This is a genomic window from Nitrospira sp. (genome assembly GCA_030653545.1).
In the GTDB taxonomy this organism is placed as follows: domain Bacteria; phylum Nitrospirota; class Nitrospiria; order Nitrospirales; family Nitrospiraceae; genus Nitrospira_D.
Map to the genome: position 1 here is coordinate 110,583 of JAURZE010000013.1, position 21,558 is coordinate 132,140.

Annotated in this window: 20 protein-coding genes; 6 read left to right on the plus strand and 14 right to left on the minus strand. The window is 56.8% G+C overall.

The window, feature by feature from the left end:
• Positions 1-16 precede the first annotated feature (16 nt).
• From fabZ to bamA, 4 genes are read right to left on the minus strand one after another with little or no spacing between them, the layout of a single operon-like run.
• Positions 17-463 (minus strand): 3-hydroxyacyl-ACP dehydratase FabZ, encoded by a 447-nt coding sequence (gene fabZ / locus Q7U39_04705; GenBank protein MDO9117236.1) that lies wholly within the window; start codon positions 461-463, stop codon positions 17-19.
• A 51-nt stretch (positions 464-514) separates the two neighbouring features.
• Positions 515-1,057, minus strand: coding sequence for an OmpH family outer membrane protein (locus Q7U39_04710; GenBank protein ID MDO9117237.1), 543 nt, complete (start codon positions 1,055-1,057; stop codon positions 515-517).
• 18 nt (positions 1,058-1,075) lie between these two features.
• Entirely contained in the window at positions 1,076-1,624 is a 549-nt protein-coding gene (locus Q7U39_04715; GenBank protein ID MDO9117238.1) for an OmpH family outer membrane protein, read from the minus strand.
• Positions 1,625-1,663: 39 nt separating this feature from the next.
• A complete protein-coding gene (gene bamA, locus Q7U39_04720) occupies positions 1,664-4,075 on the minus strand; it encodes an outer membrane protein assembly factor BamA (protein MDO9117239.1) in 2,412 nt (803 codons plus the stop codon).
• A gap of 240 nt (positions 4,076-4,315) precedes the next feature.
• Between bamA and galU the strand changes: the two genes are divergently transcribed.
• The 5 genes from galU to Q7U39_04745 all read left to right on the plus strand — a co-directional run bounded on the left by galU (position 4,316) and on the right by Q7U39_04745 (position 10,783).
• Positions 4,316-5,212, plus strand: coding sequence for a UTP--glucose-1-phosphate uridylyltransferase GalU (gene galU / locus Q7U39_04725; GenBank protein MDO9117240.1), 897 nt, complete (start codon positions 4,316-4,318; stop codon positions 5,210-5,212).
• A 79-nt stretch (positions 5,213-5,291) separates the two neighbouring features.
• Positions 5,292-7,799 carry an endopeptidase La gene (lon, locus tag Q7U39_04730; GenBank protein ID MDO9117241.1) on the plus strand — a complete coding sequence of 836 codons (2,508 nt, stop codon included), beginning with the start codon at positions 5,292-5,294 and terminating at the stop codon, positions 7,797-7,799.
• 11 nt (positions 7,800-7,810) lie between these two features.
• Positions 7,811-8,857: a thiamine-phosphate kinase gene (gene thiL / locus Q7U39_04735; protein ID MDO9117242.1), complete on the plus strand. Its 1,047-nt coding sequence runs from the start codon at positions 7,811-7,813 to the stop codon at positions 8,855-8,857.
• 16 nt (positions 8,858-8,873) lie between these two features.
• The gene (locus Q7U39_04740; protein ID MDO9117243.1) at positions 8,874-9,347 is read left to right on the plus strand and encodes a DUF2062 domain-containing protein; all 474 of its coding nucleotides are present in this window, start codon (positions 8,874-8,876) and stop codon (positions 9,345-9,347) included.
• A 14-nt stretch (positions 9,348-9,361) separates the two neighbouring features.
• Complete coding sequence (locus Q7U39_04745) at positions 9,362-10,783, plus strand: HD domain-containing protein (GenBank protein ID MDO9117244.1); 1,422 nt, start codon at positions 9,362-9,364, stop codon at positions 10,781-10,783.
• Positions 10,784-10,858: 75 nt separating this feature from the next.
• Here Q7U39_04745 and Q7U39_04750 read toward each other — a convergent pair whose 3' ends face one another.
• Complete coding sequence (locus Q7U39_04750) at positions 10,859-11,629, minus strand: hypothetical protein (GenBank protein MDO9117245.1); 771 nt, start codon at positions 11,627-11,629, stop codon at positions 10,859-10,861.
• A gap of 251 nt (positions 11,630-11,880) precedes the next feature.
• On the opposite strand from Q7U39_04750, the gene Q7U39_04755 reads away from it, so the two are divergent.
• A complete protein-coding gene (locus Q7U39_04755; GenBank protein ID MDO9117246.1) occupies positions 11,881-12,246 on the plus strand; it encodes a hypothetical protein in 366 nt (121 codons plus the stop codon).
• A 55-nt stretch (positions 12,247-12,301) separates the two neighbouring features.
• Here Q7U39_04755 and Q7U39_04760 read toward each other — a convergent pair whose 3' ends face one another.
• From Q7U39_04760 to thiS, 9 genes are all read right to left on the minus strand, one after another.
• Positions 12,302-13,297: a M23 family metallopeptidase gene (locus Q7U39_04760; protein ID MDO9117247.1), complete on the minus strand. Its 996-nt coding sequence runs from the start codon at positions 13,295-13,297 to the stop codon at positions 12,302-12,304.
• On the minus strand, positions 13,294-14,670 hold the full coding sequence (pafA, locus tag Q7U39_04765; protein ID MDO9117248.1) for a Pup--protein ligase: 1,377 nt from the start codon (positions 14,668-14,670) through the stop codon (positions 13,294-13,296). Before pafA ends, Q7U39_04760 begins: the two co-directional genes overlap by 4 nt.
• Positions 14,671-14,753: 83 nt before the next feature.
• Positions 14,754-15,440: a proteasome subunit alpha gene (gene prcA / locus Q7U39_04770; GenBank protein MDO9117249.1), complete on the minus strand. Its 687-nt coding sequence runs from the start codon at positions 15,438-15,440 to the stop codon at positions 14,754-14,756.
• Between the two features lie 2 nt (positions 15,441-15,442).
• Positions 15,443-16,267: a proteasome subunit beta gene (gene prcB, locus Q7U39_04775; protein ID MDO9117250.1), complete on the minus strand. Its 825-nt coding sequence runs from the start codon at positions 16,265-16,267 to the stop codon at positions 15,443-15,445.
• A 27-nt stretch (positions 16,268-16,294) separates the two neighbouring features.
• A complete protein-coding gene (gene dop, locus Q7U39_04780) occupies positions 16,295-17,761 on the minus strand; it encodes a depupylase/deamidase Dop (protein MDO9117251.1) in 1,467 nt (488 codons plus the stop codon).
• A 48-nt stretch (positions 17,762-17,809) separates the two neighbouring features.
• Positions 17,810-19,579, minus strand: a complete 1,770-nt coding sequence (gene arc / locus Q7U39_04785) for a proteasome ATPase (GenBank protein ID MDO9117252.1) — start codon at positions 19,577-19,579, stop codon at positions 17,810-17,812.
• Between the two features lie 100 nt (positions 19,580-19,679).
• Positions 19,680-20,345 (minus strand): thiamine phosphate synthase, encoded by a 666-nt coding sequence (gene thiE, locus Q7U39_04790; protein ID MDO9117253.1) that lies wholly within the window; start codon positions 20,343-20,345, stop codon positions 19,680-19,682.
• 95 nt (positions 20,346-20,440) lie between these two features.
• Positions 20,441-21,217 carry a thiazole synthase gene (locus tag Q7U39_04795; protein ID MDO9117254.1) on the minus strand — a complete coding sequence of 259 codons (777 nt, stop codon included), beginning with the start codon at positions 21,215-21,217 and terminating at the stop codon, positions 20,441-20,443.
• Positions 21,201-21,449, minus strand: coding sequence for a sulfur carrier protein ThiS (thiS, locus tag Q7U39_04800; GenBank protein ID MDO9117255.1), 249 nt, complete (start codon positions 21,447-21,449; stop codon positions 21,201-21,203). Before thiS ends, Q7U39_04795 begins: the two co-directional genes overlap by 17 nt.
• Between the last annotated feature and the right edge of the window lie 109 nt (positions 21,450-21,558).

Consider the following 21,558-nt stretch of genomic DNA (forward strand, 5'->3'; position numbering starts at 1 on the left):
TCCGCAAATGGCCCCGTTATGGTCGCGACTCTGTCTTGTCTTCTGTCACCATGGCCGTCACTTCCGCTTCACACACCACATCATCTTCGACATAGGCCTTGGCCTGCATCTTCCAGAAAGGCGCCCGCTTCTTGACGACATCGACCTCAAACCGCAGGCGATCGCCGGGCACCACCGGTTTCCGGAACTTTGCGCTATCGATGCCGGTCAGGTACACGACCGGCCGACCGGTGACCTGCACGGACTTAAAGGCCAGCACGCCGCCGACCTGCGCCATCGCTTCCAGTATGAGCACGCCCGGCATCACCGGCCGCCCGGGGAAATGGCCCTGAAAAAATGGCTCGTTGATCGTCACATTCTTAATCGCCACAATTCGACGGTCGGGATCCAACTCCAGCACCCGATCAACCAACAGGAACGGATACCGGTGCGGGAGTAATGCTTGAATCTCTGCCTGTTCCATCACTGCCATGCCGTTGCCTCCTCTGTTCCCCGTCACGTCACCCTACCGCCGCTACTTATTCTGGCTATCGAACTCCTTCACGACACGATCCGTCACGTCCAGCGCGGGCTGATAGTACAACACAATCCGCACCATCGCATCGCTCCCCTTGTCGAGAATAGCCTGATAGCCGTCTTTTTGCGCCACCGCTTGTGCGGCCGCCGCAATCTTCTTGGCATACTCCGTCACCATCTCGCGTTGTTTCTGCTGCACTTCCCGATTAAAGTCAGCCAGACGGCGCTGATAGGCCTCCAGCTTCGTCCGGAATTGTTCCTGTTTTTCCTGCTTTGCCTGCTCGCTCAACTTGCTGTTGGGATCCTGGAGGGACTGCTCCATATCCTTCAATTCCTGGTCGTCCGCATTCACGATTTTCTGCCGGGTCAGCGAATAGCTCTTCATTTCCTCCAGCGCCCGCTTGCCGGCTTTGGATTGTTCCATCACCGCCTGCTGATCCATCACCCCGACCTTAAACGTCTCCGCCGCGACGGCCGCATGGGCGAACCACAGGCTCGCCGCCAGCACTCCGAACATCCCGATCACGCGCTGTCGTTTCATATAATCCATCTCCTCCTGCTAGGGATAGTCCCGATTGAACTCTTCAATCACCTGATTCGAAATATCGAGCGTGTCCTCGCGATAGAGCGTCACTCCGCCCTTGCTGCTGTCCACGACAATCTGCAAGCCCAGCCGCTTTGCAACCTTGCCGACCACCGTCTCGATCTTGTCGCGAAATCCGTCCATCACATCTTTTTGCTTCTCCTGCACTTCCCGATTCAGCTCCGTGACCTTTTGCTGATACTCCTGCATGCGCCGACGAAACGCTTCTTCCCGATCACGTTTGGCCGCGGGACTCAGGACGCTGGCCTGCTTCACGAAATCCTCTTCCAGCCGACGCAATTCCTTTTCATCGAGCTCGATCAGGGTCTGTCGATTCTTGGAAAAGGCCGTGAGGTTGTCCTTGGCCTTTTTCCCCGCGTTGGTATCGGACAGAATTCGGGCCGGATCCAATACCCCGATCTTCCCCTCGACTTTCGCGCCAGCACCCGCTCCCGCACATCCACTCACGGCAAGGAATACGACGGTGAGAAACGCCGCACAGATATTCCCCCACTGATTCCTCATCGCGATCATTCTTGTCACACAGTCCCTTCCATCACCCACTTAGAATAGTGACCCGATCGTAAATTCAAACACCCCGGTCCGCTCTCCTGGCTGCGGAGCGAGATTGAGTCCGTAGGCGACACGCAACGGTCCAAACGGAGAGATCCAGCGGCCTTCAATGCCGGCAGCCTTCCGCAGGTTCAGCGAGAATTTCTCATTGTCATCGAAACCCTTCCCATAATCGAAGAAGATCACGCCGTTGAGTTTCGCATCGGCTGAAATCGTAAAGATATAGTCAAAGTTGAATATCAACTCCTTTGACGCTCCGATGATCGAATAGATATTCGGGACCACGGGGCCGGCTCGTCCGAACACAAATCCGCGCATGGTATTGATACCGCCGACGAAAAACCGCTCGGTCAGCGGAATCGGCTTCCCCCCAATACCTTCAATTGCTCCGACACGCGCCCGGACTGAGAATCGCGTATCGAACGGCAGCGGGGTGTACTTGCTCACATCGAGCGTGTACTTCACAAAATTATTGGAGCCACCCAGCATCGGCGTGCCGTAGTCGACGCCGCCGCCGACCCGCCAGCCGGTCCGGGGATCGAGGTAATAGTCCCGGGTATCCCGGAACATCGTCGTCCGGAATCCCGTCGTCGTCTGGTTGCCGAGCTGCCGGCAAATGAGCGGCAAGAGATCCGGACAGAGCCCTTCCTGAGGATCGGAAAAGTTCAACTGTTCAGCCACAAGACTGATGCTTCCGGTCACATACTCGGACAGCCACCGCCCGAACGTGACGCTGGCGCCTGACTTCTCTTCGAAATAGGAAATATAGTTCGTCATGCTGCGATAAATATCGAGCTGGACCGATGTCAGACTGTCATTCAAATAGGGATTGCGGAAGGTGATGAGGCCGAGGGTCCGTTGCTGTCCGAGCTGGCCACGGATGCGGCCCATATAGCCGTTGCCGCCGAGATTCCCTTCGGTGATATCCGCAATGGCCACGAGCTTGTCCAGCGTGCTGAATCCGCCGCCGATACTGAACTGGCCGGTGGGCTTCTCCTTGACCCGCACATTCAGATCGACCTTGTCGGCCTCGACTTGCGCCGGAAGAATTTCAACCGTCTCGAAAAAGTTCAGGTTATTCAGGCGCTGGAAGCTCCGCTTCAGCGAGGGCGTGTCGATGACATCCTGCTCGTCGACGCGGATTTCCCGTCGAATCACGTTGTCGCGGGTCTTGTCGTTCCCGTTGATATTGATCTGCCGGATTCGCATCATCTCGCCTTCCTTGATGCTGAGAATGATGCTGGCGGTGCGCTCTTCATTGTTCGGATTCACATTCGGCACGACATCGGCAAACGCATAGCCCTTGCTGCCGTACATGTCCGTGAGGCGGGTGATTTCGTCGCGAATTTTGGCCCGCTGAAAGATCTCGCCGTCCTTGATTTTCAGTTTGTCGCGAAGCTCCGCTTCCTCGAAAACGGTGTACCCCCGAAAGCCGACCTCCGCGACCGTAAAGGGTTCTCCCTCCGATACGTTGTAAGTGATGATGAACCACTTCTTGTCTTCCGTCAGCTCCACCGTGGGCAATCCGACCTGCACATTCAGATACCCCTTATTCAGCAGGATTTCCTTCACCCGTTCGACGTCGTTCGCCAGCTCATCATGTTTCAGAATACCGGCATCCGATAGGAACGAGGGCAACTTCAATTGCGTGAAGAGCCCGTACCAGGGAATCCACTCGCGCGTGGCCGTGACCTTGAAGGCTTCCTCTTTCGTCGCCGCGCGCATGCCTTCAAAGACGACAGCCTTCACCCGCGCCTTGTCCCCTTCCTTCACAAAGAAAGTCAGACGCTTGCGGTCTTCGTCCAAGGTTTGCACGACCGGGATCACCTGCGCGTTGTAATAGCCGTCTTCCTGGTAGGCCAGGCGGATTTTCTCAGCGCTTTCTTTGGCCTGCTGCTGATCCAGAAAAGACTGGCTCTTGATCGTGGTCTTCTCTTTGAGCTTATCGTCGCTCAAATTTTCATTACCGTCGTACACGATCTCGGTAATGAAGGGCTTCTCCCGCACGACAAAGACGACCGCCGTGCCTCCTTCACCCGCTTCCGTCTCGACCTGCACATCCTCAAAAAACCCCGTATCGTACAGAATTTTGACTTGTCCACGGACCGTTTCCGGCTGGTACGGATCACCGACCTTGAGGGTCAGGCGCCCGGCGATCGCCGGCAGCTCGATCCGCTTATTTCCACGGATCTCGATGGTCTTGACCTTAATGCCGGCAATCTGAGCGACCACATCCCCCACCACCAGGCAAGAAAGGATGAGCACCAGCATCACGACACACCATTGGAGCTTGCCATACCCGCTCAACAACACAAACCCAGATCCCCCTACCATAATAGTGTAGACGGCCACGATGTCCTGCGACCCCACCCGAAACACCCGCAAGGCCTGAGCCGAAGTCATGTCACTCGGCCGATCCTATTCTGAGGAAGCACCGTCGCGGCGCTCCTCTCGGTTAAGAGAACGCCCCTCACTCGCTGTGCAGTGAAAGCAGATGCGACCCGTGGCGCAAAACTCTCGGATTATATTGAGCCCTTTCCATGATGTAAAGGAGTATGGAGCCACCGCAACCGCCGCGTAAATCGGCCGAGAAAGATTGCCCATTTCTTGACTTCACTTCACCCATCACATACTATCCCTCCGATGTCATCGCACACCGTCAGAAAAGCCATTATCCCTGCGGCAGGCCTCGGCACTCGTTTCCTTCCCGCCACAAAAGCTTCCCCGAAAGAGATGTTGCCGCTGGTCGACAAACCGTTGATCCAATACACGGTTGAAGAAGCCGTCGCCTCCGGCATCGAAGATATCATCGTCATCACGGGCCGGGGCAAACGCGCCATCGAAGATCACTTCGACCGCTCCGTCGAACTGGAAGAAAATCTTAAAGGGACCGGCAAGTCCCAGATGCTTAACCAGATCCGCCAGATTTCGAACCTCGCGAATTTTTGCTATGTCCGTCAGTCGGAAGCGTTGGGATTGGGGCATGCCGTTCTCTGCGCGCAGCATCTGATCGGCGACGAACCCTTCGCGGTCATCCTCGGGGATGAAATCATCGACGCCCAGGTCCCGGCACTCGCCCAACTCATCCACATATACAAGAAACGCCATGGGGCCGTCCTGGGCGTACAAGAAGTCCCGAAACAAGATGTGGGCCGCTACGGGATTGTCACGCCGACGAAGCTTGGGAAAGGCCTGCATCGCGTGGACGACCTGGTCGAGAAACCGTCACCGGCCGAGGCGCCGTCCAATCTCGCGGTCATTGGCCGCTATATCCTTCCGCCGGAGATTTTCCCGATCCTACGAAAGACACGCCCGGGGAAAAACGGAGAGATCCAATTGACCGATGCCTTGAAAGAACTGGCAAAAAAAATGCCCATGTATGCCCATGAAGTGGTGGGACACCGCCACGATGCGGGAGACAAGTTGGGATTCTTAATTGCAACGGTAGAGTTTGCGCTCAAGAACCCCTCCCTCGGGCCTGACTTTCACGAATACCTCTCAAACAGAATGCGTCCGGCCACAGGCACTCGTCGTACCTGATCGCAGGACCACAACCGCCGCAACGCCGGGTGGATCACCGCTCGCTTGGAACACCAACGCAGAAAAGGGCAGATGCTCCATGACTGACTCGATTGAACAAGATCTTCAGCCCCCGCAGAACGTAGAAGTCCCGGACCAGCTGCCGCTCTTGCCCGTTCGCGACATTGTCGTCTTCCCGTATATGGTGTTACCGCTGTTTGTCGGACGCGAGATGTCCATCAAGGCCATCGAAGCAGCCCTGGCCGGCAATCGCATGATCTTCCTGGCCACCCAGAAGGCGCTCGACGTCGAGAATCCAAAGCCCGAAGACATTCATGCTATCGGTACCGTCGGCATCATCATGCGCATGCTCAAGCTGCCCGATGAACGGATCAAGATTCTCGTGCAAGGCATCGCCAAAGCCAAGGTCACGAATTACATTCAATCCGACCCCTACTACTCCGTGCGCATCGACAAGATGCCCGACACCAAGATCACGGCCACGACGTTGGAATCCGAGGCCGTCATGCGAACGGTCAAGGAGCAGATCGAACGGATCGTCAGCCTGGGCAAAGTCCTGATTCCCGACGTCATGGTCGTCATCGAAAATCTGGAAGAGCCCGGACGCCTGGCCGACATGGTGGCGTCAAACCTCGGCCTCAAAGTCGATGTCACGCAAAGCGTCCTGGAGCTTCCGGACCCCATCCAACGGCTCCGACGGGTCAGCGACATTCTCGGCAAAGAAATCGAAGTCCTCTCGATGCAGCAAAAGATTCAGGCCCAGGCCAAGGGCGAGATGGACAAAACCCAGCGGGAATACTTCCTGCGCGAACAGCTCAAAGCGATCCAAAAAGAACTGGGGGAACTCGACGAGCGGGCGGAAGAAGTGACGGAGTTCCGGAAACGGATCGCCGAGGCCAAGATGCCGGAAAAGGTCTTGAAAGAAGCGGAGAAGCAGCTGAAGCGGCTGGAAAAGATGCATCCGGATACCGCCGAGTCCGCCACGGTCCGCACGTATCTCGAATGGATGGTCGAGCTCCCCTGGTCGAAACGGTCCAAAGACAACCTCGACCTCAAAGCCGCCGCCCGGGTGCTCAATGAGGATCACTACGATCTCGAAAAAGTGAAAGAGCGCATACTCGAATACCTGGCCGTCCGGAAACTCAAAGAGAAAATGAAAGGGCCGATTCTCTGCTTCGTCGGCCCTCCGGGTGTCGGAAAAACATCGCTGGGAAAATCCATCGCCAAAGCCTTGGGACGGGAATTCGTCCGCATCAGCCTCGGCGGCGTGCGCGACGAAGCCGAAATCCGCGGCCATCGCCGCACCTATGTCGGCGCGCTGCCCGGCCGCCTGATTCAAGGGATGAAGCAGGCCGGAACAGCTAACCCCGTCTTCATGCTCGACGAAGTCGACAAAGTCGGCATGGACTTTCGAGGAGATCCTTCAGCCGCGCTGCTCGAAGTGTTGGACCCCGAGCAGAACAACGCATTTACCGACCACTATCTCGCCGTGCCATTTGACCTGACTGAGGTCATGTTCATTACCACGGCGAATCTGATCGATCCGATTCTTCCGGCCCTGCGCGACCGGATGGAGATCATTGAAATTCCCGGGTACACCGAAGAAGAAAAGCTGGGCATCGCGCAAACCTACTTGATTCCCCGGCAGCTGACTGAACACGGCATCACCACCAAGCATGTGAAGGTGAGCGACCCCGCGCTTCGGCAGATCATCACCAACTATACGCGTGAGGCCGGTGTCCGAAATCTGGAACGCGAAATCGCCAACGTGATGCGAAAGGTCGCCAAGAAAGTCGCCGAAGGGAAAGGCCAGGGATTCCCCGTCAACCCGGCAAACCTGCACAAATACTTGGGCGTCCCCAAATATGTCCCGGAAGCCGAACTCGAAAAAGATGAAATCGGTGTCGCCACCGGATTGGCCTGGACCGAGTCGGGCGGCGATGTCCTCTATATCGAAGCCACGGCGATGAAGGGGAAGGGCCATCTGACACTCACCGGACATCTCGGCGACGTGATGAAGGAATCTGCCCAGGCCGCCCTCAGCTATGTGCGGTCACGTGAAAAAACCCTCAATCTCAATCCGGACATGTTCAGCAAGCAGGATCTCCACATCCATGTCCCGGCCGGAGCCATCCCCAAAGACGGACCCTCCGCCGGCATTACCATGGCCACCGCGATTGCCTCGGCGCTGTCGGGCATTCCTGTCCGGCGAGATCTGGCCATGACCGGTGAAATTACCTTGCGTGGCCGCGTCATGGCCATCGGGGGACTCAAAGAGAAGATTCTCGCGGCCAAGCGGGCCATGCTCACGACCGTGATCCTCCCGCGCCGGAATAAGAAAGACTTGGAAGAAATCCCCAAACACATCCTAAAGGGCATCCAGCTGCACTTTGCCGACACCATGGACGATGTCATGAAGGTAGCCCTGCGCCGAAAGCCGAAGGCCACGGCAGCGCCCAAGAAGAATTCCACCCCGTCGGCGGCCGCACGGAGTAAACCCTCGCGGACACAGAAGAGCCGAAGAACCGCCGGAGGGGGAGCCACACGGGCCACCATCATGGCCTTGCCCGCTCACCTCCGGCCATAACGTTGGCACCTATGGCCCGCCGCAAGGCCACACAGCCCATCCAGGAATTTCCGCTCATCCGGCAACTCCAACGCCGGTTTGAACGGAAAAGTCCGTCCGTAATCACAGGTATTGGAGACGATGCGGCTGTCGTTTCGATCGCCACGACCGATTGGGTAATCCTCACGACTGACCTATTGGCGGAAGGAATCCATTTCGACTTAGCCACGGCCTCCCTCGGCGCAGTCGGCTATAAAGCCGCCATGGCCAATCTGAGTGATGTCGCCGCCATGGGCGCCTCTCCGCGGTTTCTCTTGGTCTCCGTTGCGATTCCAAGCTCTCTCAGAACAACCGACGTCCTTGCCCTTTACGAAGGACTCATGAAGGCCTGTCGGCCATACAAAGTCCGGTTGGTTGGAGGCGATACCTCAGCATCGCAACATGGACTCTTCCTCAGCATCACGCTCCTTGGGACAACGGAGAAAAAGAAAGTCTTGCTGCGGAAAGGAGCACGAATCGGGGATAGCCTCTACGTCACCGGGACTCTCGGAGACTCCCTCGCCGGACTTCAACTGCTCTCGAACTCACAGGCACAAGAGATGGGGGCCCCTCGCCTCCGCTCTGCAGACCGGACGTTCTTGATCAACCGGCACCGGTGTCCGACTGCTCGCGTGCGGGAAGGGCAGTGGCTCAATCAGACAGGCATCGTCACCTCGGCGCTTGATGTCTCCGATGGCTTATCCGGCGACTTACGGCATATCTGCAATGCTAGTCATGTAGGGGCAGAAGTTGACCTTTCGCGCCTTCCGCTTTCTCCAGCCTGCCAAGCCTATGCAGCCTCAACTAAGCAAGATCCTATCGTACTTGCCCTGGCCGGCGGCGAGGATTATGAACTCCTGTTCACTATTCCTGAAGCTCATCGGACTAAGCTCGAACGCGCCGCGAGCCAGCGTAATTTTCCGGTCACCAGGATTGGGCACATTTGCGCTGCGTCGTTGGGCATTCATCGACGATTGAAAGACGGCCGAAGGGACCCACTACCCGTTTTGAGTTACGAGCATTTTCGGACCCCGAACTGAGGAACCGTCAATCCCTATGGCATCATTTCGAGCGCATCTTAGACAGGTGTTACACCTGCAGGAGTCCCCCCGAAGGACCGCGACAGCCTTTGCAATCGGCACAGCCATCGCGTTCTGTCCGTTCTATGGATTTCATACGCTTCTCGCAATCGGATGCACCTGGGCCTTCCGCTTGAACTTTATCGCGGTTATGGCCGGGAACTTTATCAACAACCCGTGGACGCTTATTCCAATTCTAGGGGCTACGTATTGGACGGGTGCTCGCCTGCTCGGGCGAGCAGAAACGCCTTCCTTCGATTGGCATGATCTGAGCTTCTCGGGAATCTACGATCAAGTCTTGCCCTACGCCATCCCCTTTCTACTTGGGGGAACCGTATTGAGCGTAGCCGCTACAGCTCTTGCCTATCCCGTCGCTCTATACCTCATTAGTAAACATCGTCAACCTGCGCCTCCCCCTGCGCCATTGCCGCCCCGGGATCCGCTAGGCTAAGATGCAGATCACGTATGCAACAGGTTGACGAACCCATCAACGCCCCCTATGACGGCTCCGCCCTCATCGCCGATCCGATCCACAAGTATGTGTCGTTCACAGTTCCCTATGCGATCCCTGATCCACAGGAGCGCACAGAAAAGGATCTGATCGATTCACCCTGGGTCCAACGGCTCCGCTATATTTATCAGCTCCAGAGTGCGCGCTGGGTCTATCCCTCGGCAGAACATACGCGGTTCGTCCATTCTCTCGGCACCATGCACGTGGCCGGAAGGTTCGCCCGGCATCTGTACCCCTATCTCAAGAAAGTCGTGAAGGACGTCCCTTCGGCCAACTATGTCGAGGAACTGCTGCGAGTGACCGCACTAGTCCATGACATCGGCCACGGTCCCTTTTGCCACTTCTTCGACGACAACTATCTCCACGGATTTCATCTCACCCACGAAAAGCTCGGACAGATCATTGTCCGCGAACATCTCGGCTCCACTATTCGGAGAATCCGGCGCAGCCCGTCAGGGCCTTTTGACAAAGGGGAAGAACTGAACCCCGATCAGATCGCCCATCTGATCCTGAAGGAAAAGGGGAAGGACAATTCCAAGATCCCGCGCTGGCTCGACATGCTGCAACCGGTCATCTCAGGCAGCTATACCGGCGATAATCTGGACTATGTGCTCCGCGACTCGTACATGTGCGGCGTAGCCGTGGGTCCTGTCGATCTGACGCGTCTGATTCACTACACCATCATCACCGACAAAGGATTCACTATCCACAAGACCGGACTTCCGGCCTTGCAAATGTTCCTAAACACCAGGATGTACCTCTATTCCAACGTGTATTTTCACCGCACGACGAGAGCCATCGACATCCACCTGCGGGACATTTTCGGGGACACGATGAAACTCCTGTTCCCGAACGATCCGCGCAAAAAGATGGAAGACTATCTGAGACTCACCGACTGGTCGCTGTTGGAGGAAGTACGCCAATGGACCAAATCCCGCCAGAAGGCGCGCCGTCAGCTCGGTCAGGAATGGGCGCGCATCCTGGATCGCGATGTGAAGTGGAAGATGGCCTATAGCACGGCATTGAAGGAGAAGGGGCAGGAACGGGGCATGGCATTCCCGAGTCACGAGCAATTCGCGTTGCAAATTGCGAAGGAGCTGCCCAAAGAACTGAGGAAGGTGGAGTTTCGGGTCGATATGGCCCCGCTCGACCCACGGCCGGATCCGAAAGATCGCCGAGGGAATCCGCTCTATGTCTATGACCCCGGGACCAGACAGGTTTCAGCCGACCCGCTGGAAGAATTTCTCGATTTGCTTCCGACCCGCCTGATTCAGTTCAGAGTCTACGGGCTGGATCACCGCCATGACGCAGCCTTATCGCGCGCCACAGCCACTGTCCTCAACAAGACTCCCTCCAGCCTTGAATCAAATTATTAGTGGGATTCTCGCCGATCGACTGCCGGACACGCTTTCGTTATCGACCGCTCGATCGAGCGCACACAGACAAAATGTTTAGGCCGGAATCTTCAGCGGCAGGCCCTTCAGCAGATGCGTCTTCTTGGTCCGCATCATCTCGCGCTGCTCATCGGAGGGGAAATGCGGTCCTCGTCTATTGGTCGGGAAGCGCGTTTCGAACCGCTCGACCAGCTCAAGAGCCTCGGCCGCTTCTCCGGCTCTGATCAACAACTGAGTGAGCCGAAGATAGGCCGGCACCAATAGCATGAGGTGACGAATTTCTTTGGCCTGATCGACGACAAAACGATACCCCGAGACCGCCACATCTGGATTCACCTTTTCATAGCACATGGCCTCAATGATGTGGATCCCCAGACGGTCCGTATCCGCGCTGATGCTGCGTTCCCACTGTCCATTCACCATGGCGCGCATTTCTTCAGGGGATAGTTGGATGCTTTTCCCGCTTCTGAGATTCGCCCGCAATCGCTCTAACACGCCCCTGGCCTCAAGCCATCCTCCGTACAAACCTACGAGGACGCTGGCACAAGGCATCGCCCGTTTACATTTTCCGTCCAGTGGAGAGAATGACCGCTTCGCGACTTGAGACGATGAAAACACGCGCCCGTTCGCATCTGAACAAACGTCGCAGATATGATCATCATCGGCCGTCACATAGAAATACATGCGAATTCCTGACCGGTCGAAGATATCAACCGCCAGAATTCGGCCGGCCATGATCTGCATCTTGTAGTACTGCCAGATGACCAAGAGCGCCAGGACAGCCACCAAGTAGAGCGTAACATCGGGTATTTCGATCCCTGCCAACATCGTGCCTCCTCATGCAACAACACTATAGTGGGCTCACGATAGCACTGGTCCCCCTCAGCACCTAGGGGATTCTCTTTTCCAAGCAGTCCGGACATTGTCCTATTGCGGGGCTCTCCCCTCCATCTAGCCCCTGAACAGCCGTCCAAGCATTCCTTATGGATTCATGAATTTTCTACTCCCCTAGTCGAAGGGAGAAGATAATATGGAGAGGCTTATGACTTGATTGGCGCTGAATGATTGGAGGAATCCCCATGCGATTCGACTACAGAACCGCCTTGATGACCTGTGGATTGATTGGACTGTTGGCATTCCCCTGTACCGCTCAAATGGGAACGGGAGAAGCCGCTAAAATTTTGAACAGCATGCCTTCCGACCTTTTGGCAAAGGTGCAAGCTCTCGCCCAATACCTTCAACAAGGCATCAAAGAAGGCAAACTTTCAGAGGCAGAGGTTCAACAAGGCATGATGTCCGGGCATCTGGGGGAAAAGCTCAAGAACCTGAATCCACAGGCAGGCCAACTCCTTGATGAAATCAGCGATGCCATGAAGAACGGCCAAGGCCCGGGTGAAGCGGCGCTCATGCCGCTGCTTGGGGGATTAGGAATCTCGCCGAACTAATCTGCAAGAGACTGAGCCAAACCGCGGCAGCCATAATCCCTCATTCACAAAACTGCTAGGGAGCCGGTGCGCCCACCCCGGACGTCGGATCAGTCACCGGCACGGGTACTGCCGACTGCACCATGCCCTTAAACGGAAGCTCCAGCAACGCATAGGGATTCACGCGAGCCCCGTTGAGCTTTACGCCCCAGTGCAAATGCGGACCGGTTGCCCGGCCGGTCGCACCGACTTTGCCTACAGCCTGCCCGGCTTTTACCAGATCGCCTTCTTTGACCGACACCTCTGAGAGATGGAAATACATGGAGTAGAACCCAAGACCGTGATCCACATAGACGCCTTTGCCTGAGAAGATGTGATCGACGGTCAACCGCACCACCCCATCGTTCGTCGCAAGTACGTCCGTCCCCATGGGTGCGCCGATGTCTTCCCCATTGTGGGGATTCCTGGCCTGGCCGTTCATGATTCTCACACTACCGAAAATCCCCGTCCGTTTTCCCCCGACCGGTTCTAAGAAGCCACTCTGCCAGAGCTTCAATCGCGAATCCTCGGCCAACGCTGCCTTCACCTGCTCTTGCTCGGCTTTCCATCGGGCCAGCGCTTTCTCGTCCAGATCCACTTTCTCTTTCGGTAACTTCAAATGCTCGACACGAAACTTTTCTTTGACCACCAGCACGTTCATGCTGACATGCTTCGTCTGATCGCCAATCTTGATGTCCACAGCCAATTCATGCGTCCCTGGCTCATCCTGCATGTCGAGGCCCAGCAATCCAACGTACCCCGGAGCTTCGCCGCTTCGTGGGTCCGGAAAAAGCGAGATCGTCCGGCCCATGAACGTTCCCCGGACTTCAGCCTGGGGATCGTCGCCAGGCACTTTCACCAGCACGATCTGTCCTTGCTTCCCGCTGTATTGTCCGTCCGCCCCCTTCGGTGCTGGCATCGACCCTGGAACCAGTTCAATGGGGAAAATGCTCGCAACGAGGACAATCGCCGTGAGAATCATGCGATCGAATTGCGAGGCGCGCTGCTGGACGGCTTGGATCATGGTATTCATCGAGAAAACCTCGTTCCTGACACTTGTGAGACTAGTTCTTCGACCCGACGATTCGTGGCGCTAAACGGATCCATGCAGAGAATCGTCTCTTCCCAGTACCCGTTTAATTTGAGATAGGTCCAGTCCACGGTATACGACCGGTTCTTGGCCCTGGCAAATCGAATAAAGTCGCCCCGCACCTTGGCTCGCGTGGTTTGCGGCGGCGTCGACATCGCCCGTTGCACCGCCTCTTCCTCCACGACCCGCTCGATGAGCCCCTTGGACTCCATCAGATAATATAATCCCCGCGTTCGTTTCACATCATGGAATTGTAAATCCAGCAGATACACACGGGGATCGTCCCACCCGCAGCCTTTTTTATCGACATACGACTGAATGAGGTGCTTCTTGGTCACCCAGTCCACCTGATGGACCAGTTGCATCGGATCATCTTCCAACCGATCCAGCAACGTCGCCCATTTATGAAACACATCGTCGTGGACGGGATCATGCTCGCGCTGCGCCAAATACTGCTCCGCGCGCTCAAGATAGACCCGCTGTATTTCAATGGCGGTCATTTGGCGTCCATCGTCCAGCTTCACCTTCTTCTTCAAGGTCGGGTCTCGTGAAATCTCCCGAATTGCTTTGACCGGATCTTCCAACTCCATCCCCTGCACGGCGTATCCGTCTTCGATCATCGACAGCACCAATGCCGCCGTCCCCACCTTCACATAGGTGACAAACTCCGACATGTTGGAGTCCCCGACGATAATATGCAGCCGACGGTAGCGCTCCGCATCGGCATGCGGTTCATCCCGGGTATTGATGATGCTGCGAGACGAGGTGGTGGAAGAGGACGTTTTCTCGTGAATATGCTGGGCGCGCTGAGAGATGAAGTACTGGGGCTTACCGGACACCTTCAGTACCTTTCCCGCTCCACCATAAATCTGTCGGGTCACGAAGAAGGGAATCAGTTGCTCCGTGACCTTCCAGAAGTCCACGTCGCGCCGCATCAGAAAGTTTTCATGACACCCGTACGTATTCCCGAGGGAATCCGTGTTGTTCTTAAAGATGTAGATCTCGCCGGACAGTCCTTCTTCACGCAATCGTTCTTCTGCCGCGGGAAGACAGGCTTCCAGCAACCGCTCCCCGGCTTTATCGTGAATGACGAGATCGAGAATATTGTCGCACTCGGGCGTGGAGTATTCGGGGTGACAACCGGTGTCCTGGTAGAACCGGGCGCCATTGACGAGGAATGCGTTGGAGGGCCAGCTGTTGGGAATCAGACCTTCAAAAATGTAGCCGAGGACTTTCTCCATCGGCAGATAGATCCGTCCGTTCGGCGAGAAGATCAGGCCGTACTCGTTTTCCAGGCCGAAGATCCGCTGCTTCATAGAACCGGGGGATATCATGGAGGGTTACAACACAATACACGGCCAATGATGGATCTTCAACTTCCACATCCAGCACGAACGCTTCAGACTGTCAGGAGTTGCTGAACTTCACCCGGCGTGAGCCGCCTAAATTTGCGGCCGGTGCGCGCCCGTTCGAGCACGGCGACTTCCAATCCCTCTGGGTTGAGCTTCTGATTGGCCGTCTGCTCCAGCGCAGAGACGCAGAAGCCGAGCGCGGCTTTGAGAGCCGGAGGAGGACCGGTCACCTTGTCCTTCATCGCCGCCAACACCGCCTCCGATCGTCCACCGATGACGGCAACGGCCTTCTCATCGATGATGCTGCCGTCGAAGGAAATGCGGTAAATTTCATTCGCCTGGCTGTTCAACCCTACCTGGACCACGAGAATCTCCACCTCAAGCGGCTTCATTTCCTGGCTGAAGATGGTGCCAAGGCTTTGCGAATAGCCGTTGGCCAGCGAGCGCGCCGTGACATCCTCCCGGCTGTACATGAACCCCTTCAGATCCGCATGACGAATGCCGGCCTTTCGGAGATTCTCAAACTCGCTGTACTTCCCGGCCCCGGCAAACGCGATACAGTCATACACCTCGGAGATTTTATGGAGCGACGCACTGGGGTTATCCGCGGTGAACAACACTCCGTCCGCATATTCCATGGCGATACTTGAGCGGCCCTTCGCGATGCCTTTCTTGGCATACTCCGCCTTGTCCTGCATCATCTGCTCGGGAGACACGTAGTACGGCATCGGCATCGTTAGGTCTCCTTCGAGCGACGGGCGGCCATCAGCACGTCATAGACTGCGCGAATGCTGTCGTTCGACACATCCGTAATCCCCTGCGCGTTCACCAGCTTGGCGGTGGGATAAATCCCCCGCACCAGGTCAGGGCCTCCGGTTCCCACATCGTCATCGGCGGCATTGTAGAGCGACATCAGGGCAAGCCTGAGCGCCTCGGCCTCCGGAAGTTGGCGCTGAAAATGTTCGCGCATGGTATTTCGCGCGTCCTTGCCGCCTGATCCGATCGCATGATAGTCGGACTCTTCATACCGCCCGCCCGTGATGTCGTACTTGAAAATACGCCCCTCGCCTCGCTTGAGATCATACCCCACGTACAGCGGCATCACGACGAGTCCTTGAAACACCATAGGCAAATTCGCCTTCACCATCTGCCCGAGCTTATTGGCCTTCCCTTCGCACGACAGCGACATTCCCTCCAGCTTTTCGTAATGCTCCAATTCGGTCTGAAACAGTTTCGCCATCTCAATGCAGGGCCCGGCCGCACCGGCAATGGCCATGGCCGAATGCTCATCGATTTTGAACACCTTCTCGATTCGACGGTCGGCGATTTGAAATCCCTCGGTTGCCCGGCGATCCCCGGCAATCACCACGCCCTGCTGATATTTGATGGCCAGCACCGTCGTAGCCTGCGGAACCGTCAAGGCCCCTCCCCCTCGGGATGAATCCTGAGTTCCGGGAAAGCCACCACCACCATTGCCTCCCAGCGTCAATCCAGGGTGTTGCTTCGAAATGAAATCGAAGAAACTCGGCTCATCGTAATTCGGCAAAAAAGGAAGATTCATGATTGACGCGTAACGCGGCTCCTCGGGTTAGGCTTTCAACTTGGCTAATAGGGCTTCGGCCGTCGCGCAACTCTCTAGCAGCGCGCCCGTCATGGCTTCGGTGCCTCGGCCTGGATCCATCAGCGGAATCCTGGTAATGGTGGGGTTCCCGAAGTCGAATAGCACCGAGGTCCAGCTGACCCCATACAGTGAGGCGGCAAACTTGGCCGCGCAACGCCCGCGGAAATAGGCGCGTGTCCCTGGAGGCGGCATGGTTTCCGCACGCACGATTTCAGCTTCACTGACGATGCGCTTCATCCGATTCCCCCGCTCGAGAGTATAGAAGAGCCCTCTCTCAGGCCGCACATCATGATACTGCAAATCCATGAGCTTGACCCGCGGATCCGTCCACCCACACCCCTTCCGGTCTAAATACGACTCGATCATATGACGCTTGGCCACCCAATCCAGCTCGTCCACCAACAACCGTGGATCTTTCTCCAAGCCATCCAAGACATGCTCCCAGCGAGCCAAGACGTCCTGCATGATCTCCGTGGTTGGATGACTCGCGTAAAAGGCCTTTGCGGCACTCCAATAGGCTCGTTGAATGGCCAACGCGGTCGTCGGCCGTCCGCTTGAGAGTTTCAACGACTGCTTCATATCCAAATCGCGCGAGACTTGCTTGATCGCTCGAACCGGTTCGTCCAACTCAATCTGCGGGAGATCCGCACCCGCTTCCAACAGTTCCAACACCATGCTTAATGTTCCCACCTTCAGATAGGTGGAGAGCTCGGCCATGTTGGCGTCACCCACAATCACGTGCAGTCGCCGATACTTGCTGTACTCAGCATGCGGTTCATCCCGCGTATTGATGATGGGCCGCTTGACCATCGTATTGAGGTCGGCCAGGCATTCAAAAAAATCGGCGCGTTGGGAAATCTGGTACTCGGCGGGGCTCGTCTGATTCTCGGCGCCGACCTTCCCGGCTCCGGCCACGATCAAACGCGTGACAAAAAACGGCGCCAGCACGCGGAGTATGTCATCGAACGGAACGGATCGAGCAACGAGATAGTTCTCGTGATATCCGTAGCTATTTCCTTTGCCGTCAGAATTATTCTTGTAGACAACGCATTGCTCGCAGCCGCGCGCGCGGGTCAACTCAGTCAGACTCCTGGCGAGAATCCGTTCCCCGATGCGTTCAAAAGCCACCACTTCCCTGGGGTTCGAGCATTCCGGAATGGAATATTCAGGATGCGCCCCATCGACATAAAGCCGGCCGCCGTTCGCCAACACCTTATTGAGCTGGCGATTGTACTCAGGGTTGGGGCGCTCTCGCTCTCCCTCCACCTCGAAACCGCGCGCATCCAAAAGGGGATTTTCGTTTTCATAGTCCCAAATGGCATTGGGAGCCGGCAAGCCCGGGTAGTGGCCGATCACGGCGATTGATGCGGCCACAGGATCCGATAATGCCGCCTCCTTGGCTGCAATACCGAACTCGGTTTCTGTGCCGATCACGCGGGAGAAGTTCGTCGACGGCTGGTCTTGCATAGGATGATGAGACGACTAGAGATAATGGCCCGTGGTCACGGTTTCGATCTGGCGAGACTCCGCCGGCCCGCCGCTGATCGTCCGCAGGTGCACGATTTTTTCGCCCTTTTTGCCGGCCACTTTGGCCCAGTCGTCCGGATTGGTGGTGTTCGGCAGGTCCTCATGCTCCTTGAACTCTTCACGAATGGCCCGGATCAGATCCTCCGAACGAAGCCCAACCCCTTCTTTCGCAATAGCCCGCTTCACCGCATATTTCTTGGCGCGGGAGACAATCCCCTCAATCAGCGCACCGCTGGCGAAATCCTTGAAGTAGAGGACTTCCTTCTCGCCGTTGGCGTACGTGACTTCGATGAACTTATTCTCCTCGGACGCCGCGTACATCGCATCAACGGTGAGCGTCGTCAGTTTTTCAACCAGCGCTTTCCGATCGCCGCCATGTTGCGCCAACTCCTCCGGCGCAAAAGGCAATTCGGTGGAGACATACTTTGAAAAGATATCCCGGGCCGCCGTAGCATCCGGACGGCCGACTTTGACTTTGACATCCAGCCGCCCCGCCCGCAACACCGCCGGATCGATGAGATCCTGTCGATTGCTGGCCCCGATCACGATGACGTTCCGCAAACGTTCCATTCCATCAATCTCTGAGAGAAACTGCGGCACAATGGTCGACTCGATATCGGAAGAAATCCCCGTGCCGCGCGTCCTGAAAAGGGCGTCCATTTCATCGAAGAACACAATGACCGGATTGCCCTCCGCCGCTTGTTCCTTCGCCTTCTTGAATACTTCACGCACCTGCCGTTCCGACTCACCGACATATTTATTGAGCAACTCCGGGCCCTTCACGTGCAGAAAGTAGCTCCGGATTTGCTTTCCCGTGAGATGACCCAATTTCTTGGCGATTGAGTTGGCCACCGCCTTGGCAATCAAGGTCTTTCCGCACCCGGGAGGGCCATAGAGCAACACCCCTTTGGGAGCGCTTAGCTTAAAATCCGCAAACAGCTCGGCATGGAGGAACGGCAATTCCACGGCATCGCGGACATGTTCCAGCTCCTTCTGAAGCCCCCCGATATGCTCGTAGTCGACGTCCGGCACTTCTTCGAGCACCAAATCTTCGGCTTCAGACTTTGGCAGTTTTTCGATGACATACCCGGAGCGAGCATCGTACAGCAGATGATCGCCAACGCTGAGCCGCTCGGCCAACAGGGGATCAGCGAGTTCCGCGACTTTTTCCTCATCAAAGTGCAGGGTGACGAGCGCGCGGCCTCCCTCTAAAACATCTTTTAACCGCACGACCTCGCCTTGCACGTCGAAGCCCTTCGCCTCAATGACGTTCAACGCTTCATTCAACACCACTTCCTGCCCGCGTCGCAGCTCCTTGCCGTTGATCGCGGGAAGCAGACTGACCTTCATTTTGCGGCCGGACACAAACACATTCGCGGTGCCATCGGCGTTCATGGAGGAATAGATCGCGTAGGAAGAGGGCGGCGCAGTCAGCTTCTCGATCTCTGCGCGGAGCGCTTCGATCTGAGCCTTAGCTTCCTGCAGCGTGGCGACAAGCTTGTCGTTCTGTTTGGTGGCGTGGTCGAGTTGGTAACGGGATTGATACAGCCGACGGATTTCTTCTTCCATCGACTGAATTTGAACGCGAAGCTTGTCGACTTCGCGGGCCTGGTCGTCGTTTTTTGAAATCACGTCCGCTTTCCCCTCTGACAACCGCTTCGTGATTTGCTTCACGGAATCTCGGAGGGACCGGATTCGGCTCGAACCGCTCTTCTTCTCTGCCATGTGCCTACTCGCCGTAACGCTAGGACACCGCGCGCCATCGCATCTTCAAGCCAGTGAACGGATTCTAACACCCGACCTGGGGGTGGTCAACTGCACGAGGTCAACGTGCCTGCGAGCCATCGGGCAAATGAGATGGCCACGCGGCACGAACAGCCGCCTGCATATCGATGGTTGCTCTCCCGACATTCGCTTGGCCGAGAATTCCACCGATCATCGCTACGCCGAACGCCCCCGCGCCCCTCACTGATTCGATTCGTTCGCGCGTAATGCCACCGATGGCAAATACCGGCACGGGTGATTGGCGGCAGGCGGCAGCCAGCACGGCTAATCCCAAGGGCGCGCCGAATTCCCGCTTCGATGGGGTCTCAAAAATCGGGCCGAGGAGCACGTAGTCGGCGCCGTCACCGCCGGCCTGTTGCACTTCTGTGACTGAATGCACCGACACGCCGATGAGCCGATGCCGGCCCACGACTCGGCGCGCGACCGAAACCGGCAGACTGCTGGCGCGAAGGTGGACCCCGTCGAGATCCAATGCCACCGCCATATCAATACGATCATTGATGATCAACGGAACGGCACGATCTCGCGTCATCGCGCCAATCTGCTGCGTCAATGACAGGAGTTCTCGGGTCGGAAGATCACGCTCACGCAACTGGATTGCCGGCACACCGGCATCCACCGCTTCCCGGAGGGCGCTCTCAAACGAGCGTCCGTGAACCAGCGACCGATCCGTGACCAAGAGTAGACGGAAATTAACAGGCAGCATGGGGCCAGCGGCAGAACACCTGATCGGACAAATTGACGCGATGGCGGACGCAACTATCGAGAAACCGTTCCGCCATCGCTACTCGACACACGTAATTAGAGCATGCCCTCGATAGGACTACTCGCGGTCGCGTACAACTTTCTTGGAATACGCCCCGCCTTGTAGGCCAACCGACCGGCATAGACCGCATATTTCATGGCTTCCGCCATGGCGATCGGATGCTGCGCCCCTGCGATCGCCGTGTTCATTAACACCGCATCGGCACCGTACTCCATGGCTAGCGCGGCATCAGAGGCCGTCCCCACTCCCGCATCGACAATGATGGGGACCTTCACCGTTTCCATGATGATCTTGAGATTGTACGGATTGCGGATCCCCAGTCCAGACCCGATGGGCGCCGCCAGAGGCATCACTGCCGGACAACCGATGTCGACCAGCTTCTTCGCGACAATGGGATCATCGTTCGTGTAGGGCAACACGATGAACCCTTCCTTGATGAGAATCTTGGCGGCTTCAATGAGCCCCGCGGTATCTGGGAACAGCGTTCGCTCATCGCCGAGTACTTCCAACTTCACGAGATCGGAGATGCCAGCTGCCCGCGCGAGCCGTGCATATCGCACCGCGTCCTCGACCGTGTAACAACCGGCCGTGTTCGGAAGAATCGTGTACTTCTTCGGATCGATGTAGTCGAGGAGATTCTCTTTCGACCGGTCTGTGATATTCACGCGCCGGACCGCCACCGTCACCACATCGGCCCCGGATGCCTCGATCGCCTTTTTCGTCTCGGCGAAATCTTTATACTTTCCTGTCCCCACCCACAGTCGTGAGCGGAATTCATGACCGGCAATCGTCAACCTATCGTTCGCGTCCATCCGATTCTCCTTTAGTCCCGCATCCGCCGCCGATAAATCCAAGAATCTCGACCCGATCTCCCTCGCGAAGACATCGCTGTCCAAAATCCTTCCGGTCGAGAATTTCAAGATTCAATTCGACGGCCACACGCTCCGTCGCAATCGCCAGATCCTTCAGCAGATCGGCAACGGAGTCGCCGTCCCGCCACCCTCGCGGCTCGCCATTCACATGGATTTGAATCTCGTTCGCCATGGCGATCATCCTATGGGAGCACAATTCTGGTTGTCAATTAGCCCTCCCCCTTGTCTCGAGAGGGGCATCCCCCGCACAATGCAGATCCGTCGATAGCCGGAGTGACCTG

What these genes read in the sequence shown, in the direction of transcription:
- bamA (MDO9117239.1), bottom strand. Translation starts at nt 4,075, where the DNA reads ATGACTTCGGCTCAGGCCTTGCGGGTGTTTCGGGTGGGGTCGCAGGAC.
- Q7U39_04760 (MDO9117247.1), bottom strand. Translation starts at nt 13,297, where the DNA reads ATGAATACCATGATCCAAGCCGTCCAGCAGCGCGCCTCGCAATTCGAT.
- Q7U39_04740 (MDO9117243.1), top strand. Translation starts at nt 8,874, where the DNA reads ATGGCATCATTTCGAGCGCATCTTAGACAGGTGTTACACCTGCAGGAG.
- thiL (MDO9117242.1), top strand. Translation starts at nt 7,811, where the DNA reads ATGGCCCGCCGCAAGGCCACACAGCCCATCCAGGAATTTCCGCTCATC.
- Q7U39_04755 (MDO9117246.1), top strand. Translation starts at nt 11,881, where the DNA reads ATGCGATTCGACTACAGAACCGCCTTGATGACCTGTGGATTGATTGGA.
- fabZ (MDO9117236.1), bottom strand. Translation starts at nt 463, where the DNA reads ATGGAACAGGCAGAGATTCAAGCATTACTCCCGCACCGGTATCCGTTC.
- thiS (MDO9117255.1), bottom strand. Translation starts at nt 21,449, where the DNA reads ATGGCGAACGAGATTCAAATCCATGTGAATGGCGAGCCGCGAGGGTGG.
- galU (MDO9117240.1), top strand. Translation starts at nt 4,316, where the DNA reads ATGTCATCGCACACCGTCAGAAAAGCCATTATCCCTGCGGCAGGCCTC.
- pafA (MDO9117248.1), bottom strand. Translation starts at nt 14,670, where the DNA reads ATGAAGCAGCGGATCTTCGGCCTGGAAAACGAGTACGGCCTGATCTTC.
- Q7U39_04710 (MDO9117237.1), bottom strand. Translation starts at nt 1,057, where the DNA reads ATGAAACGACAGCGCGTGATCGGGATGTTCGGAGTGCTGGCGGCGAGC.
- Q7U39_04715 (MDO9117238.1), bottom strand. Translation starts at nt 1,624, where the DNA reads ATGAGGAATCAGTGGGGGAATATCTGTGCGGCGTTTCTCACCGTCGTA.
- Q7U39_04745 (MDO9117244.1), top strand. Translation starts at nt 9,362, where the DNA reads ATGCAACAGGTTGACGAACCCATCAACGCCCCCTATGACGGCTCCGCC.
- thiE (MDO9117253.1), bottom strand. Translation starts at nt 20,345, where the DNA reads ATGCTGCCTGTTAATTTCCGTCTACTCTTGGTCACGGATCGGTCGCTG.
- Q7U39_04795 (MDO9117254.1), bottom strand. Translation starts at nt 21,217, where the DNA reads ATGGACGCGAACGATAGGTTGACGATTGCCGGTCATGAATTCCGCTCA.
- lon (MDO9117241.1), top strand. Translation starts at nt 5,292, where the DNA reads ATGACTGACTCGATTGAACAAGATCTTCAGCCCCCGCAGAACGTAGAA.
- prcA (MDO9117249.1), bottom strand. Translation starts at nt 15,440, where the DNA reads ATGCCGATGCCGTACTACGTGTCTCCCGAGCAGATGATGCAGGACAAG.
- arc (MDO9117252.1), bottom strand. Translation starts at nt 19,579, where the DNA reads ATGGCAGAGAAGAAGAGCGGTTCGAGCCGAATCCGGTCCCTCCGAGAT.
- Q7U39_04750 (MDO9117245.1), bottom strand. Translation starts at nt 11,629, where the DNA reads ATGTTGGCAGGGATCGAAATACCCGATGTTACGCTCTACTTGGTGGCT.
- prcB (MDO9117250.1), bottom strand. Translation starts at nt 16,267, where the DNA reads ATGAATCTTCCTTTTTTGCCGAATTACGATGAGCCGAGTTTCTTCGAT.